Here is a 16,328-nt window from a genome sequence, read left to right as displayed (position 1 = left end):
CCGCGGTCCTGCCTACTGTCCCCGCCGTGCCCGCGAAGAAGTCCGCTCCCTCACGTCCGCAAGCCGCCATCCAGATCCGTGGTGCGCGCCAGCACAACCTGAAAGGCCTCAATATCGACATCCCGCTCGGCCAGCTCACGGTCGTCACCGGGCCGTCCGGTTCGGGGAAGTCCTCGCTCGCCTTTCACACCCTCTACGCCGAGGGCCAGCGGCGCTATGTGGAGACCTTTTCTCCCTACGTCCGGCAGTTCTTCGACCGCATGGACAAGCCGGATGTCGATCACATCGATGGCATCCCGCCGGCGATCGCGATCGAGCAGAAGAACAACATCCGCACCACCCGCTCGACCGTCGGCACGCTGACCGAGATCAATGACTACCTGAAGCTGCTCTTCGCCCGCACCGCCAAGGGCTACGACCCGGATACCGGCGAGGAGATCTCTCCCGACTCGCCGGAGGGTGCGACGGCCTGGTCCTTCGAGAACTTCGCCGGGCAGCAGGTCCTCGTCACCTTCCCCGTCGCCATTCCTTCCGATACGAAGAGTGAGGACCTCTTCCCTTTCCTCGGCCAGCAGGGCTACCTCCGCGTCCTGATCGGCGACGAGATTTTCCGCACCGACACGCCCGGGAGCGCGGGTCTGAAGACCGGCACGGTCAGCGTCATCCAGGATCGCCTCGGCCTCACTCCCGACAACCGCACCCGGCTCCTCGAGGCGCTCGAGCACGCCTTCACCTTGGGCAAGGGCCACGCAACCGTGGCGGTGGCATCATCGCCGCAGGCCTCCTTTCGGGCGTTCTCCGCGACGTGGACCAACCCCGCAACGGGTAACTCCCTGCGCGCGCCGTCGTCGGCGCTCTTCTCCTTCAACAACCCGCTGGGCGCCTGCCCCAAGTGCCGCGGCTTCGGCCGGGTCATCGGCCTCGATCTGGAGAAATCCGTCCCCGATCCCGCGCTTAGCATCCGGCAAGGTGTCATCAAGCCCTTCCAAGGCGAACGCGGCGAGGAATGCCAGCGCGACCTGCTGCGCTGCTGCAAGGAACGCCGCATCGACATCAACACCGCATGGGAAGACCTGGACGACGACACCCGCGAGTGGATCTACTATGGAGACCGTAGATCGACCACGCCCGAGGACCTTGAGGAACTCTGGCGCTCCGGCGGCTGGTATGGCGTGAAGGGCTTCTTCGACTGGCTGGAGACGAAGGCCTACAAGATGCACGTCCGCATCTTCCTCAGCCGCTACCGATCCTACACCACCTGCGCCACCTGCCGCGGCAAGCGCCTCCAACCGGAAGCCCTCTGCTTCAAGATCGACGGCAAGACCCTGCCCGACCTGTGGAGCCTGCCTCTTACCGATCTCTCGTCCTGGTTCTCCACACTGATCACCGACCACCGATCACTCGGCACCCAGGACTCTTCCCTCAAGCTCATCCTCACCGAGATTACTTCCCGGCTGAAGTATCTCGATGAGGTCGGTCTCGGCTATCTCACGCTTGACCGCCCCGCCCGCACCCTGAGCGGCGGGGAAATCGAACGCGTCAATCTCACCACCTGCCTTGGCGCTTCTCTAACAAATACCCTGTTCGTCCTCGACGAGCCCACCGTCGGCCTTCACCCGCGTGACATCCACCGCCTCGTCGGCGTGATGCATGGCCTGCGCGACAAGGGCAACACGCTCGTCGTGGTCGAGCACGAGGAGGCCGTGATGCGCGCCGCCGACCAGATCCTCGACATCGGCCCCGCCGCGGGCATCCACGGCGGCGAGCTGGTCTATCAAGGACCCGTGGCTCCGGCTTCCAGCCGCAAGCTCCCCAAATCCGCAATCGGCACATTGCCCTGGCTCAACGGCGGCAAATCGATCGCGATCCCCGCCAAGCGCCGCAAGCCGGGCAAGGCGAAGCTCGAACTCCGCGGCGCGTCCCGCCACAACTTGAAGAAGCTCGACCTGGAGCTTCCGCTCGGCCTCTTCGTCTGCCTCACCGGCGTCTCCGGCTCCGGCAAATCCACGCTCGCCCACGACGTCATCTACGCGAACCTCTGCCGCAAGCTGCGCAAGGAAGAGGCGGAGCTCGATCCCGCGCCGATCAAGGATCTACGAGGAACGCAGTACTTGAGCGATGTCCTGCTCGTGGACCAATCCCCGCTGGCCCGCACCCCGCGCTCGACGCCGGCCGTATTGCTCGGTGCCTTCGATCCCATCCGCCAGCTCTTCGCGCTGACGGACGATGCGAAGTCGCGTGGGCTGCAAACCGGCTTCTTCTCCTTCAACTCCGGCGAAGGCCGCTGCGACCGCTGCGCCGGTGCCGGCAGCGAGAAGGTGGAGATGCAGTTCCTCTCCGACTTGCACGTCACCTGCCCCGATTGCAACGGCCGCCGCTACAAGCCATCCACGCTCGACCTCCACTACCTCGGCAAGTCGATCGCCGACATCCTCGACCTGAGCATCGAGGAAGCACTTACCTTCTACGGCGAAACCGAAGGCCTCCCCACCGCCCACGCGAAGCGCCACGAGCAGGTCACCAAGCTCCTCAAGCCGCTCGCCGAAGTCGGCCTCGGTTACCTCAAGCTCGGCCAGCCGCTCAACACGCTCTCCGGCGGTGAATCGCAGCGGCTCAAACTGTGCCAGCTCCTCGCTGGAAGCTCCGGCCATCAAAAGGGCACCCCAGGGAAGCTCCTCATTCTCGACGAGCCTACCACCGGCCTGCACTTCTCGGACATCGAGCGCCTGCTCGGCGTCTTCCAACGGCTGGTGGATGCCGACCATAGCTTGCTGGTCATCGAGCACAACCTGGACGTGATCAAGTGCGCGGACTGGATCCTCGACCTCGGTCCTGAAGCAGGAACCAACGGCGGCAAGCTGGTCGCCGAAGGATCGCCCGAGCACATCGCCGCGCAAACCACCGAGACCGCCCGTTTCCTGAAGCCTCTGTTAGACCCGCGCTCCGCCCCTGAGCCCACGCGCGGCAAAACCGCGGCACTCATTCCGGCGCCCTCCAACACCATCTCGCTGCGCGGTGCCCGCGAGCACAACCTGAAGAACATCTCGATCGACATCCCGCGCGACCAGTTCGTCGTGGTCTCGGGCTTGAGCGGCTCCGGCAAGTCCACCCTCGCCTTCGACATCCTCTTCGCCGAAGGCCAGCGACGCTTCCTCGACTCGATGTCCGCCTACGCGCGGCAATTCGCCGAGCAGCTTGAGAAGCCCGAGCTCGATTCCCTTTCCGGCCTGCCGCCAACCGTGGCGATCGAGCAACGCGTCTCGCAGGGCGGCATGAAATCCACGGTGGCCACCGTCACCGAGCTGTGGAACTTCATCCGCCTGCTCTACGCCAAGCTCGGCACGCGCTACTGCCCGGACTGCAATGTGCCGGTCGAGAAACAATCGCTGGCGGCGATCGAGAAGAGCATCCGCACCCTGCTCAAGAAGGGCTCCGTTTCCATCCTCGCCCCGGTCATCCGCGGACGAAAGGGCTACCACACCGAAGTCGCCGAGTGGGCGCTCAAGCACGGATTTACGAGACTTCTAGTAGACAAGCAGTTCCGCGACTCCGAAGGCTTCACGAGACTGGAGCGCTTCAAGGAGCACGACATCGACGTCGTGGTGGCGGAAGTGCCAAGTGAGAAGGAGCAAGTGCCAAAGAAAGGCAAAGTCGATGCCGAGGCATCTGCCATCTCTCTCCTGCCTGCCACCATCTCGCGGGCCCTCGACATCGGCAAGGGAGTGCTGAAGCTCTACACGCCGGAAAAGAAGATCATCCTGCTCTCCACCGAGGCGAGCTGCCCGAGTTGCCACAAGTCCTTCGAGGAGCTGGATCCGCGGCTCTTCTCTTTCAATTCGCCGCATGGCTGGTGTCCGAAGTGCCGCGGCCATGGCTTGGTGCCCAAGCATCGCTTCCACCTCGATACCTCGCGCTATGAATCCGTGCTCGAGGCCGAGATGGATGCCGACCGCAAGATCGAGCGGATGGAGGACGAGGAACTCGTCGAATGCCCGAGCTGTCACGGTGCCCGCCTCAACGACGAGGGCCGGGCGGTGCGTTTCCTGGGCACCCCGCTCGCCGACCTCGCACGGCTTGCCGTCAATCACGCGGCCGGGCATTTCGAGAAGCTCACCATCACCGGGGATCGCGACCAGCTCATCGCTCGGGACATCCTGCCGGAGATCCGCCAGCGGCTCTCCTTCCTGCAGGAGGTCGGCCTCGGCTACCTCCAGCTCGATCGTTCGGCCAAGACCCTAAGCGGCGGCGAGAGCCAGCGCATCCGCCTCGCGGCGCAGCTCGGCTCGAACCTGCGCGGCGTGCTCTACGTGCTCGACGAGCCGACCATCGGACTCCACCCGCGGGACAATGCCGCGCTGTTAGAAACACTGGTCGCCCTGCGCGACCGCGGCAACAGCTTGATCGTGGTCGAGCACGATGAAGACACCATCGCCCGCGCCGATCATCTCATCGATCTGGGACCAGGTGCGGGAAGGCTTGGCGGTGAAGTGGTGTATCAAGGCCCTCCGCCCCGGGTGCCAGGCACAGCAACCAGCGGGAAAGGCACGAAGAAGAAATCACCGGCCACCGATCACTCGGCACTGATCACTTCTCCGACCTATCGCGCTCTCTCCAATCCCATCGTCCACCCCACCCGCGGCACGCGGCGGGCGGTAAAGAATGATCATCCCTTCGCCACGCTGAGCGGCTGCAAGGCAAACAATTTGAAGGAGATCGAAGCCGCGATCCCGCTTGGGCGGTTGACGGTTCTAACAGGCATTTCCGGTTCCGGAAAATCCACACTGATGCATTCCTGCCTCGCCGTGGCGGCAATTGCCAATCGTGACGGCAAGAAGGTCAGAAACGCGCCTTTCACCAAGGCCAGTGGCTTCGACAAGCTGCAGTCCGTATACGAAGTGGACCAGTCGCCGATCGGCAAGACCTCGCGCTCCTGTCCTGCGACCTACGTGAAGGTCTTCGACGATATCCGGAAACTCTTCGCCCAGCTTCCCGACTCGCGGGTCCGCGGCTACGAGGCATCGCGCTTCTCTTTCAATACCGGCGACGGTCGCTGCCCGGTCTGCGAGGGCAATGGCCGCGTGAAGCTGGAGATGGACTTCCTGCCCAGCACCTGGGTGCCATGCGAGGCCTGTGTGGAGATGCGCTACAACCCCGCCACGCTCGAGGTCCGCTTCCGCGAGAAGAACATCGGCCAGGTGCTGCGCATGACCATCGAGCAAGCGGCCGAGTTCTTCGAGTCGCAGCCGCGGATCGCCGCGCCATTGAAACTGCTGGCGGATACCGGCCTCGGCTACCTTCAGCTCGGCCAGCCATCTCCAACGCTCTCCGGCGGCGAGGCACAGCGGATCAAGCTCGTGACGGAACTTACCAAGGGCCGCGTTTCCGCGAAGAATCTCAAGACGCTCAACCGCACCAATCTCTACCTGATTGAGGAGCCAACCGTCGGCCTTCACCTGGAAGACGTGAAGCGCCTGATCGACGTCCTGCACCGCTTGGTCGATGAAGGCCACACGGTCGTGGTGATCGAGCACCACATGGCAGTCGCCGCGGAAGCCGACTGGATTCTCGACCTCGGCCCCGAAGCCGGCGACCACGGCGGCAAGATCATCGCCCAAGGCCCGCCGGAAACCGTGGCGAAGTCTAAGCAATCCCGCACCGCTCCATTCCTTGCTGCCGCACTGGCCGGCACCTTGGTAAGCCGGGCCAAGCATTGAAACCCACTCCGCGCGCATGGGCCCCGACCTCACCTCGAAACGCTGGATCGTCGCGAAGGGCATCCTCTTCGCCTTGCTCGCTGCGTTGTCCGGGGCGCTGATCGTATGGGTCGACTTTCCCACGCTTCATCGGGCGCTGCTGCTGGGCATCTGCGTGTGGGCGGCCTGCCGCTTCTACTACTTCCTGTTCCACGTGCTCCACGCCTATGTGGATCCCACCTTGCCGAGTGCTGGCGTGATGGATCTGGTGAAGCATTTGATCAAAAAGTGGCGTGGCTAGGTGCGGTATGGCACCGTCCCCTACTGGGAACGCGGAGTTTATTCCGCTTGGCAGGTTCGGCGAATCTACCGTCCCTCCTTCGCTGAAGCTACGGAGGGCATGCCGAGCGGGATAAATCCCAATGCCTTTGAGGATTGGACGCTCGGAGAGGGAACCGAGGATCAGGTTGGGATTGATTTACCGCGGATTGCGCGGATAGCACGGATGGAGAAAGTAGCACCGGGAGCAATAGCCGGGAGCTTGAAGGCATCTGGTTCGATATCTTCAATATCTCTTATTATCAGCGATATCCGCGTAATCCGCGGTGATGCTTTTTTCCAGTCCTTAAAGGCATTGGGATAAATCCCGCGTTCCCAGCGGGTCCTCGTCGACAAAAAAGCCGCGCAAGGGCGAACCCTTGCGCGGCGTGAACTCGGAGTTTAATCAGGCGCCTTCCTTGTCGCGGTCCTTCTTATCCTTGCCCTGCCGTTGCTGCGGCTGAGGGCGGACCTGTTGCTGACGGGGCTGGGCCTGGCGTTGCTGTGGTTGAGGGCGGGCCTGCTGCTTAGGCGGCTGGACCTGGCGTTGCTGGGGCTGCGGACGGGCCTGCTGCTGGCGCGGCTCAACTTGGCGTTGCTGTGGCTGCGGGCGAGCCTGTTGCTGGCGCGGTTGGACCTGGCGTTGCTGCGGTTGCGGGCGAGCCTGGACCTGTGGCTTCGGTTGGGCGATCCGCTGGACGCTCGACTCCGGGCGACGCTGCGGGACCTGACGAGCCTCTTCCTTGTCCTTGCCCTTCGGCTTCACTTGGGGCTTCACCTGAGGCTGGCGAGGTTGGACTTGCCGCTCGGGCTGGGCCTTGCGCTCTGGAACCTGACGCTGGGGTTGGACCTGACGCTCGGGCTTTGGTTGAACCTGCCGTTCGGGCTTCGGTTGAACCTCGCGTTGTGGCTTTGGCTGCACCTGACGCTCGGGCTTAGGTTGGACCTGACGCTCGGGGGTCGCCTTTTCGCGTTCGGGCTTTGGTTGTACCTGACGTTCGGGGGCCACTTTCTCGCGCTCTGGCTTTGGCTTCACCTGGCGTTCCGGCGTTGCCTTCTCGCGGTCCGGCTTTGGCTGCACTTCGCGTTCCGGCGTGGCCTTCTCGCGTTGTGGCTTGCCCTCGGTGTCCTGACCGGGAGCGCGACGCTCACGCTCGTTCGGGGTCACCTTCGGTTCGTTCGTGCCATCGGCCTTTCCTTGGCCTCGGCCGGGAACGCGTTCCGGGGTCACCTTTTCGCCTTCACCATCGCGCTTGGTCATGTCGCGGCCTTGGCCACGGCCGGGAGTAGCATCGGCGGCGTCAGAACCCTTCACGGCGTCGCCGCCCTTCAGAATGGCTTTGTTACCGCGGGCTTCCGGGCGCTTGGGCGGAGCTTCGTTCTGAGCGAACTGCTCGGCCTGGCGGCCGACCACCGGCGAGCGGCGGAGTTTTTCGCGGAACACACCCTTTTGCTTCTCACCGCCTTCGCCTCTGTCGGCCCGATCGCCCCGAGGGGTCCCATCGGTCGTGGCAACGGTCTTGGATTCCATATCGCGGCGCTGGCGGGTGAAGGTGCGCATCTCCTGGCGCTCGGCCACGATCTTCTCGCGGCGATCCTTGTCCACAGGGCGGAATTTCATGTCGCGCCCGGGGCTCTTCACGAAGCCATCGAAGGAGTTCGCAAACATCCGGCTGCGTCCACGGTCATCGTCGAACTTCTCGTTCCGCAGACCCCGCATGGCGGCCCAGGTGTGAGGCGGACGAGCGCGATCATTGTCGCGGAAGTAGTTGTAGTTGTCTTCATGACGACGCTCCCAGTTGCGGTCGTGGCGATGATCCCAACGCTGGTAAGCGTAGATCGGATCGTAGCCACGGTGATGATTGCGATGCCAGTTGAAGCTCGAGTAGTAGCCGCGGTCCGCATAACGCGGAGCGTAGTAGTCGCCGAAGTAGTAGTGGTGACCACGCGGGCGAATGAACAAGTGATCGGCGAAAACGCTCAGGCTGACCACCAGGCTAGGCGTGTAGCGATAGCCGGGTGTGGACCACGCATTGCCACGGAAATGGACCGGCGCGAAGAGCACGCCACGATTCATCACCGCGTAGTCCCAGTAGCCATCCACATAGGTGTAGCCGCGGGGCGAATAGCAATAGCGGGAAGGCACCCAAGTCCAATTCGGGCGCAGGGCCAGCCAATAGCCGGGGCGCCATACGTAGCGGGACGAACTCCACATCCAGTTACCGGGAACCCAATTGTGATCTTCCGATGGGGCGGCGATGTTCGGACCGGCATCGATGCTCTTCGGCGGGGCGGTCTCGACGTATTCGACCTCTTCCGTGGTGGTGTCAGCCCAGTAGCCGGAAATCCACTGGTAGCTGCTGCCACCGAGTTCATTCCAATAGCCTGGCACCCACTGGCGACCAGGCGGGATATTGCGCCAGACTCCGCTGATCCAGAGGAAGTTGCTCGCCTCGTCATCCCATCCCCAGTAACCGGGGATCCAGGTGACGTTCTCTCCGTCCGGTTGCTGGTCAGGAGGAAGTTCTTCGATCAACTCCGGTGGCGCGGAATTGATGGTTACGCCGGCCTCGGCCTCATAGCTGACAGCTTCGGCGAATGCTTCGTGGACTGGCCCGCGGGTCAGCACCTCGACATCCGGGTTCGCTTCGGCTTGTTCCTGCTCCGCTTGGCCGGACGCCGGCAAGGGCAGCAGCAAGGGGCCGGTCGCCGTGAAGGCGAGCAGGCTGCCGAGCATGGGAAAGTATCTTGATTTCATATTTTCTCCTCCTCTAGGTAAGGGTTACCGGGACAGACGGATGCTGCCAGGGATTCATTCAATCGCATTTACCCGGCCAATCATGAGAATGGGGCAAAAGGACTCGCTTTCAATGACTTGACTTCGCGGAAATTGTCACTCGGCGGGAATGATGCAAGATCAGGATTGCCGAATGCATCGCCTGCGGGCGAACTGGGCATCATGCGCGTGGAAAAAGTGAAGTACGTCCTCTGGGCCGCCGACTGGCAGCGTTGCCTGCGTTTCTACCGCGAGCTTTTCGAGGGGGTCGTCAGCTTCGAGTCCGAGGTGTGGAGCGAGATCGTGATCGCCGGGGCCACGATTGGTGTCCACGGCGGCGGCGAGGGCAAGCGGACGTGGACCGGCCTTTCCTTCCAGCTCGACGACCTGCGCGAGGGCATTGCCCGGCTGTTAGAATGCGGCGGCACGTTGGCTTCCGAGCCGAATGACACGCCCGAAGACACGCTGCACCTCGCGATGTGCGTCGATCCCGAGGGGAACGAATTCATGATGACGCAGCGACGCCACTAGCAGAAATCGCGGGCAGGGTGTAACCGGCAGCCTTGGAATCGTCAGGAAAGGATGTGACTGAGAAAACTTGCCCTACCTGCCATCGTCCGCTGCCGCCCGATGCCCCGCTGTGTCCGGTGTGCGTGCTGATGGGTGCGCGCGAAGAAGGCGCACCCGCCGGGGTGCCGCCGCTGGAGGAGATCCAAGCCGCCTTTCCCGAGCTCGAAGTGCTCGAATGCATCGGCCGCGGTGGCATGGGAATCGTTTACAAGGCCCGCCAGCCGCACCTCGACCGGCTAATCGCACTGAAGATTCTCGCGCCCGAACTCAGTGCCGATCCCGGCTTCGCCGAGCGATTCTCTAGGGAAGCCCTGACGCTCGCGAAGCTGAGCCATCCGCACATCGTCGGCATCCACGACTACGGTCAGCGCGGCGACTTCTGCTATCTGCTGATGGAGTACGTCGATGGCGTGAATCTCCGCCAGGCGATGCGAGCGGCGCGATTCACGCCGGAGCAGGCGCTCGCGCTCGTCCCCGACCTGTGTGCCGCGCTCCAATTCGCCCACGACCACGGCGTGCTGCACCGCGACATCAAGCCGGAGAACATCCTCATCGACACCCGCGGCCGGGTGAGAATCGTCGACTTCGGCATCGCGCAATTGCTCAGCGAAGGCCCCAGTCATCTCACGCTGACCGCCACCGGTTCCGCCCTCGGCTCCGCCGCCTACATGGCTCCCGAGCAGATCGAAGGCGGCAGCGAGATCGACCACCGGGCGGACATCTACAGCCTTGGCGTCGTCTTCTACGAGATGCTCACCGGCGGTCTGCCGCTCGGGCGCTTTCCGCTGCCCAGTGAGAAAAGCACCGCTTCGGTGGGCATCGATGATGTCGTCCTGCGCGCCCTCGAGAAAGAACGCGAGCGCCGCTACCAGAGCGCCGATGCCGTGCGGTCCGGGCTCAATGACGCATCGTCTCAAAAACCGAAGCCGCCTACACCCGCCAAGCTCGCCCCGGAGCACTCGCAGGAGCGCCTGACCCTATGGTCGCTCGGCCTGCTCGGCGGGGGATTGATCACCGCGGCGGTCGGCTTCGCGACCAGTCCCGTCATCCTCGGCCTCGGAACCGTGGCCGGGATCTTCGGCCTGCTCGGGTGCTGGTGGCTGCTGATTGGGATGAGGACCGGCCGCTATCAAACGACCCGCCGCAAGCTGCTGCTCGCCGTCGCCTTCTTTCCCGTGGTGATCGGGATGCTCTGGCTGCTTGTCATCGTTCCCCTGGTCCGGGGCTTCACCGATGTCATCTACTCGCAACAGCCGTGGCCGCTATTGTGGATCCTGATTCCATTCGCCCTCGCGGTGATCGTCGGAAAGCTCCTTTGGAAACCTGTCAACCTCCCCGCGCCCGGAAAGCCGTCCTATCTCCGTCATTTCAAGCGCTGGGCTCCCGTTGCCGGCACCGGCGCACTTCTCGTCAGCCTGGTCATCGGCAAACACTTCAAGGCGCAGCTCGACCCGCTTTCCAAATACTACAGTGCGTCCTTCCAGCTCCGCGAAGCCAAGGGCTACGGAATGCTCAGCGAGGAAGATGCCACATTGGCAAAGGAAGCAGCCATCCAAGCCGCTGGGGAATACGCCGGGTTTTACCAGGTCGAGTTTCCTCCATACCGCCCCGATTCCGTAAGCATTGGCTTCACCGGCCACGGCCGGTGGTGGGGCGAGCGAGCGATGAAACACATCGCCTCTTATGAACAACGGCTCCTCGCGCTCTTGCCCTCCCGCATCCGCATCGAACCCGCGGGCGACGGAGTCCACGCCAACGAGGTGAATCAAGTCCACCTGACCACCGAGAGGACCTTCTCGATCGCGCTGGTGGTCTTCCTCGGTATCGGCTCGTTCCTCATGATCTTTGCGGGGAGGCGGGCCTTCGTCATCAGTCTCGCGTTGGGGACCATCGCCACGGTGATTCTCCACAACTTCCCGAAATGGCCGACGCCATCGATCCTTCCGCCGTCACTGGAAGGCCGGCCGCCACTTCCGGAGCTGCCCCTTCATGAAGAGAATTTCGGATCACCGGAGGGAACCGTCGATACCCTGATCAGAGCCGCGGCGCTCCGGAACGCGCCGACTTTCCTGAAGGCGTTCCAAGCCGACGAACTGGGCGCAGAGCACCGCGCCCGACTTCTCGAGCTCATGCCGTTCTTCGCCATCTGCACCCGGAAGGCCCCGGAAACAGGAGATTCTCCCGACTCGGCCAAGGTCGATCTGACCTTCTGGAGCCACAGGTATCCGCCCAAGCCACGCATGCGGGAGGGCTTCTCGCTGCCTTTGAAGATAGAGCAGGGCGAATGGAAGATCCCCGATATCGCGCGTCAGCTCGACTACCTCAAGGGCCGTGCCGTCGGTCCCTACTTCAAGTCCGAGTATTAACCCGATGAGTTCCCCAGGATTTCACTCCACCCGCTGGACCCTCGTCCGCCGCGCCCAGGGTCGCGGGGACGAGGCGCGGGTGGCGCTGTCGGAACTGTGTGAGATCTACTATGAGCCCGTGGTGCAGTTCACCCGCCGCTGGTGCGCGGACGATCACCGCGCCGAGGACCTCGCCCATGGCTTCTTCGAGGATCTGTTAGGTCGCGAGACCTTGGGTGCCGCGGATCCCGGCAAGGGCCGCTTCCGCAGCTACCTGCTGGCTGCCGTGAAGCATTTCCTCTCCCACCAGCGACAGCGCGAAGCCGCCGCGAAACGAGGCGGCGGCGTGGAAATGGTGGCCGTCGATGACGCCGCGGACTGCGGGATTTCCGCCGAGTGGGAGCAGGAATTCGACCGGGCGTGGGCGCTGGCCCTGATCCGCCGCGCGCTGGAGGCCCTCGGCGATGAGATGGAAAAATCCGGCAAGCGCCTGCCTTTCGACACGCTGCGGCCGTGGCTCGACGGCGGCATGCAGGGTGACGCGGCTGAGGCCGGGCTGGCCTTGGGGCTGTCTCCGGCGGCCTTGAAGGTCGCCATCCACCGGCTGCGCCAGCGCTTCCGCCAACGGGTGCGCGACGAAATCGCCGCCACCGTGGAGCCGGCGGAGGTCGAGGGGGAATTCCGCCACCTTGTGGAGGTGTGGGTGCGGTAACCGTGGTTCTTCACCTTCCCCCTTGCCACCCCGCCCGCCATTCGCTGGCATAGTGCCCTGACCATGGTCTCATTTTCTGAATCGGAAGGAAGTTCCCCGGCGATCCGTCGCGTGCTGGTGCTTGGCGGCGGCAGTGCCGGTCTGCTCGCAGCGCTCACGCTGAAGCGCCTGATGCCGGCGCTGGAAGTCACGCTGGTGCGCAGCTCGGAGATCGGCGTGATCGGCGTGGGGGAAGGGACCACCGCGGTGTTTCCCTCGCACCTCTTCGACACGCTCGGGATTTCCAAGGAGGAGTTCTACCGCGAAGCGCAGCCGACGTGGAAACAAGGGATCCGCTTCCTGTGGGGACCGCGGGACGAATTCTTCTACGACTTCGAGTTCCAATACGACCAGCAGTTCCCCGGCACGCGCAAGGCGACCGGCTTCTACTCCGTGGGCGACTGCCGCGACCTATCGCAGGCCGGCGCGCTGATGCTGCAGGGCAAAGCCTTCACCACCGGCCCGCTCAATCGCCCCGTGATCAAGGGCCAGTATGCCTTCCACATCGAGAACCACCGGCTCGTCACCTGCCTCGAAGCGATCGCCGCGCGCAGCGGCGTGACGATCGAGGACGACACGCTGGACCGCGTGGAAATGGCTGGCGGCGAGGTCGCGGCGCTCCATTTCAAGAACAGCGGCAGCCGCACCGCCGATCTCTACGTCGATGCCTCGGGCTTCCGCGCCGAGCTGATCGGCAAGGCGCTCAACGAGCCCTTCAAGAGCTTCGCCGGCGGCCTGTTCTGCGACCGCGCGGTGATCGCCGGTTGGGACCGCACCGACGAGCCGATCCTGCCCTTCACCACCGCCGAGACGATGGACAACGGCTGGTGCTGGCAGATCGAGCACGAGACCTTCATCAACCGCGGCTACGTCTATGGCAGCGATTTCGTCTCCGACGACGACGCGAAGGCCGAGCTGCTCGCCAAGAATCCGAAGATCACTGCCGAGCCACGCGTGGTGAAATTCCGCAGCGGCCGCTACGAGCGGAACTGGGTCGGCAACGTCGTGGCCGTGGGCAATGCCTCCGGTTTCGTCGAGCCGCTGGAAGCCACCGCACTCGCCCAGATCATCTACGAGTGCCGCTGGCTGGTCGAGTCGCTGAATCTCACCGGCGGCCAGCCGGACGATGCGATGAAGACGAGCTACAACCGCATCGTCGGCATCGCGTGGGACGAGATCCGCGACTTCCTCGCCTTCCACTACAAGTTCAACACCCGCCTCTCGACGCCCTTCTGGAACCACTGCCGGAACGAAACCAGCCTCGGCAACTACGAGGAACTCTACCGCCTCTACCGCGAGGTTGGCCCGAGCCCGACGTTGCTCGTCCACGCCATTCCGAACCGCCCGAACATCTATGGCGTGGAAGGTTTCCTCGCCATGCTCGTCGGCATGCAGGTGCCCTATCAAAGGGTGCACCTCGCCATCCCCGAGGAGCGCGAGGCCTTCGACCGCCAGCGCCAGAAACTCGCCAACGTGGCCAAGGGCGGCGTCTCCGTCCGCGATGCGCTCGATGCGATCCGCAAGAACGGCTGGCAGTGGACCTGAAAAGAACCCGATTTTCCCATGAACCCTCTCCGTAATCTCGTGGTCGCCGGCTCCGGCACCGATGCGCTGCTTGCCGCTGTCTCGATCAAGCGCGCGCTGCCCAACTTGCCCGTCACCCTCGTGCGCGATCCGCAGGCCGCCGCGGGCGATCCCGCCGGGGAAAGTACGGTGCCTTCCGTACTTCAGCACCTCGTCCACGGCGTCGGCCTCCAGGGGCCGGAAGTCCATCTGCAAGGGCGGCCGGTGTGGACGCTCGGCTTCAAGTGCCTGTGGGGTGCGAGCGGCTCGTTCTTCCGCTCCTTTGACGCGCCCTTCGCCAATGGCCTGTCTGGATTCCAGACGGTGCCCGGATTCCTCGCCGCGGAGAAAGGCCTCGATGCCTCGTCGCCGGGCGCCGCGCTGATGGCCGCGGGAAAACTCTTCCCGCGCGATGGAACGAATGCCTTCAAGCCGCTCGAACACATCACCGGCCTCACCTTCAAGACCGAGTCCCTTAATGGCATGCTGCTGCGCGCCTGCCGCGTCGCCGGCGTGATGATTCGCGAGGGCAAGATCACCGGCTTCACCCGCGATCCGGACACGCTTCAACTTGAAGGCGGCGGATCTCTGACCGCCGACCTCTATCTCGATGCTACTGGCAGCGACGCGCTGCTCGCCACGCTCGCCGGCAATACCGCGTGGACCGGCTACGACCTGCCCTGCACCCGCGCCGCCACCGTGCTGCGCCGCCGCGGCAGCGAGCCGATCCGCCCCTTCACCACGCTCGAAACCCTCGAAAGCGGCTGGCGCTGGCGCGTCGAGCACGATGACTCGGTCGGTCTCGGCACCGCGTGGAATCCGGATTTCACCAGCGACGACCAGGCCTGCGCCGAACTCGTCGCCAAGGCCGGCGACCCGTCGCTGGTCCCGCAGGTGCAGACGTGGAATTGCGGGCGACGCACCGCCCCATGGACCGGCAATGTCGTGGCGGTGGGCGATGCGAATGGCTTCGCCGAACCGCTGTCGTCGCTCCGGCTTGTCCACCTGATCCGCCACGTCCAGTGGCTGGTCCGCATCCTCGTGGAGAACGATGGCATGCCCGGCGACCGCAGCCGCGAACTCTACAACCACGTGGCCGCCCAGGCATGGGATGAGACCCGCGACTTCCACGCCATCCACTACCGTTTCAACTCGGCGGGCACCTCGGATTTTTGGAAGGCGGCTCGCGAAACCGGGGCGGGAGATTTCGCCGAGTTCGTGGACCTTTTCCAGAGCATCGGCCCCTCGCCTCTCTTGGCGAATGCAATGCCCGCATGGCCCGGCGTCGTCGGGCTCGAGGCATGGCTGGCAGCGCTGTTAGGCCTCGGCGTGTCCTTCCGCAGCCATCCGGAAATCCCGGCCATGGAGCAAAAGGTGTGGGATTCCCACTGCGAGCAACGTCGCCAGATGGCCCGCCAGGCCGTGCATGCGGAACTCTGCCTCGGCGCAGCGCGGAATGCCGTGAAGCCGGCTCCGCGGGTGCCGCTGCCGTGAACGAACCCCAGCCGATGCCACCCGGCCGCGCCGCGCCCTACACCCGCGGCGAGGTCATCATGATGTGGCTCTGCTGGGTCACGCCGGGCATCGCGACCGGGCTATTCCTCACCGCCTACCTCCAATGGTTCTGGAGCCTCTTCAGGCCCCCGGAACCCGTCTGGTATTCGATCATCCTTTGGGGGCTGATTGCCACGGTGCTTCTCGGCTGCGCCGGATTCGCAGCCGTCATCCATGCCGGCAAATCGGGCCAGGAACGGTTTGCACGGCGGGTGGTGAAGCTCGCGCTGCTCTTCATCCTCGCGCAGATATTCGTGGCTCCAATGATGGGCTGGTTCGTGGTCTATTTGATCTTCGGTCGGTGATCGCGCCGCGGTTGTCGGAGCGACCCGCATGGCTTCCTATCGCTGCCGGATCTCCGGCTTGTCCTTGGCACGGGGTTGCCGCCGTTCGGCGAACAACTGCTCCTTCACCTCCGCCTCCAAGCCGTCATAGACCACCCCCGTGAGATCCCGAAGACGCGCCGCCATCCGGGATTTTGGATCCCAACTATAGACCAGCGTGCGCCCCTGATGCTTGCAGACCAGCGCTCCGGCACGCTCGAAGCGATCGAGTTGCCGCTGGACGCCATCCAGTGACACCCCAAAATCCCGTGCTACTGCCCGTCCGTAGGCGTCCCCATGATGGAAAATCGAAAGAAGCACCGCCTCTGCCGCCTTTCCACCAAACAAGTCCTGCAACGCGGTGGAGATCATGACCGTTAAAGTCGGTCATATGACCGTAGGATCAAGTCCCCGGTTTGGGGTGAAATTTTTCCG

Annotated in this window: 10 protein-coding genes; 8 read left to right on the top strand and 2 right to left on the bottom strand. The window is 64.1% G+C overall.

The window, feature by feature from the left end; genetic code table 11:
- Nucleotides 1-26: 26 nt before the first annotated feature.
- Together uvrA and OKA05_RS05465 are read left to right on the top strand one after the other, a co-directional pair.
- Nucleotides 27-5,714, top strand: a complete 5,688-nt coding sequence (uvrA, locus tag OKA05_RS05470; RefSeq protein WP_264486101.1) for an excinuclease ABC subunit UvrA — start codon at nt 27-29, stop codon at nt 5,712-5,714.
- Nucleotides 5,715-5,730: 16 nt separating this feature from the next.
- Entirely contained in the window at nt 5,731-5,994 is a 264-nt protein-coding gene (locus OKA05_RS05465) for a hypothetical protein (RefSeq protein ID WP_264486100.1), read from the top strand.
- Between the two features lie 423 nt (nt 5,995-6,417).
- Here the strand turns inward: OKA05_RS05465 and OKA05_RS05460 are convergent, their stop codons facing one another.
- Nucleotides 6,418-8,769 carry a hypothetical protein gene (locus tag OKA05_RS05460; RefSeq protein WP_264486099.1) on the bottom strand — a complete coding sequence of 784 codons (2,352 nt, stop codon included), beginning with the start codon at nt 8,767-8,769 and terminating at the stop codon, nt 6,418-6,420.
- Nucleotides 8,770-8,970: 201 nt separating this feature from the next.
- Between OKA05_RS05460 and OKA05_RS05455 the strand changes: the two genes are divergently transcribed.
- The 6 genes from OKA05_RS05455 to OKA05_RS05430 all read left to right on the top strand — a co-directional run bounded on the left by OKA05_RS05455 (nt 8,971) and on the right by OKA05_RS05430 (nt 15,875).
- Nucleotides 8,971-9,318 (top strand): VOC family protein, encoded by a 348-nt coding sequence (locus OKA05_RS05455; RefSeq protein ID WP_264486098.1) that lies wholly within the window; start codon nt 8,971-8,973, stop codon nt 9,316-9,318.
- 53 nt (nt 9,319-9,371) lie between these two features.
- A complete protein-coding gene (locus OKA05_RS05450; protein ID WP_264486097.1) occupies nt 9,372-11,723 on the top strand; it encodes a serine/threonine-protein kinase in 2,352 nt (783 codons plus the stop codon).
- Nucleotides 11,724-11,727: 4 nt separating this feature from the next.
- Nucleotides 11,728-12,414 (top strand): RNA polymerase sigma factor, encoded by a 687-nt coding sequence (locus OKA05_RS05445; protein ID WP_264486096.1) that lies wholly within the window; start codon nt 11,728-11,730, stop codon nt 12,412-12,414.
- A 63-nt stretch (nt 12,415-12,477) separates the two neighbouring features.
- On the top strand, nt 12,478-13,998 hold the full coding sequence (locus tag OKA05_RS05440; RefSeq protein ID WP_264486095.1) for an FAD-dependent oxidoreductase: 1,521 nt from the start codon (nt 12,478-12,480) through the stop codon (nt 13,996-13,998).
- A gap of 18 nt (nt 13,999-14,016) precedes the next feature.
- Entirely contained in the window at nt 14,017-15,510 is a 1,494-nt protein-coding gene (locus OKA05_RS05435; protein ID WP_264486094.1) for a tryptophan 7-halogenase, read from the top strand.
- A complete protein-coding gene (locus OKA05_RS05430) occupies nt 15,507-15,875 on the top strand; it encodes a hypothetical protein (RefSeq protein WP_264486093.1) in 369 nt (122 codons plus the stop codon). The genes OKA05_RS05435 and OKA05_RS05430 overlap by 4 nt, the downstream gene beginning before the upstream one ends.
- A gap of 36 nt (nt 15,876-15,911) precedes the next feature.
- On the opposite strand, the gene OKA05_RS05425 is transcribed toward OKA05_RS05430, so the two are convergent.
- Nucleotides 15,912-16,265 (bottom strand): hypothetical protein, encoded by a 354-nt coding sequence (locus tag OKA05_RS05425; protein ID WP_264486092.1) that lies wholly within the window; start codon nt 16,263-16,265, stop codon nt 15,912-15,914.
- Nucleotides 16,266-16,328: the final 63 nt, after the last annotated feature.

Source organism: Luteolibacter arcticus (assembly GCF_025950235.1).
Classification (GTDB): Bacteria; Verrucomicrobiota; Verrucomicrobiia; order Verrucomicrobiales; family Akkermansiaceae; genus Haloferula; species Haloferula arctica.
Note: the sequence above shows the minus strand (reverse complement) of the source record. Positions and strands in the feature narration are given on the sequence as shown.

Bases quoted from the DNA above. Each gene is read 5' to 3' on its own strand.
- OKA05_RS05465 (WP_264486100.1), top strand. From the start codon at position 5,731: ATGGGCCCCGACCTCACCTCGAAACGCTGGATCGTCGCGAAGGGCATC.
- OKA05_RS05460 (WP_264486099.1), bottom strand. From the start codon at position 8,769: ATGAAATCAAGATACTTTCCCATGCTCGGCAGCCTGCTCGCCTTCACG.
- OKA05_RS05455 (WP_264486098.1), top strand. From the start codon at position 8,971: ATGCGCGTGGAAAAAGTGAAGTACGTCCTCTGGGCCGCCGACTGGCAG.
- OKA05_RS05445 (WP_264486096.1), top strand. From the start codon at position 11,728: ATGAGTTCCCCAGGATTTCACTCCACCCGCTGGACCCTCGTCCGCCGC.
- OKA05_RS05440 (WP_264486095.1), top strand. From the start codon at position 12,478: ATGGTCTCATTTTCTGAATCGGAAGGAAGTTCCCCGGCGATCCGTCGC.
- OKA05_RS05435 (WP_264486094.1), top strand. From the start codon at position 14,017: ATGAACCCTCTCCGTAATCTCGTGGTCGCCGGCTCCGGCACCGATGCG.
- OKA05_RS05425 (WP_264486092.1), bottom strand. From the start codon at position 16,265: ATGATCTCCACCGCGTTGCAGGACTTGTTTGGTGGAAAGGCGGCAGAG.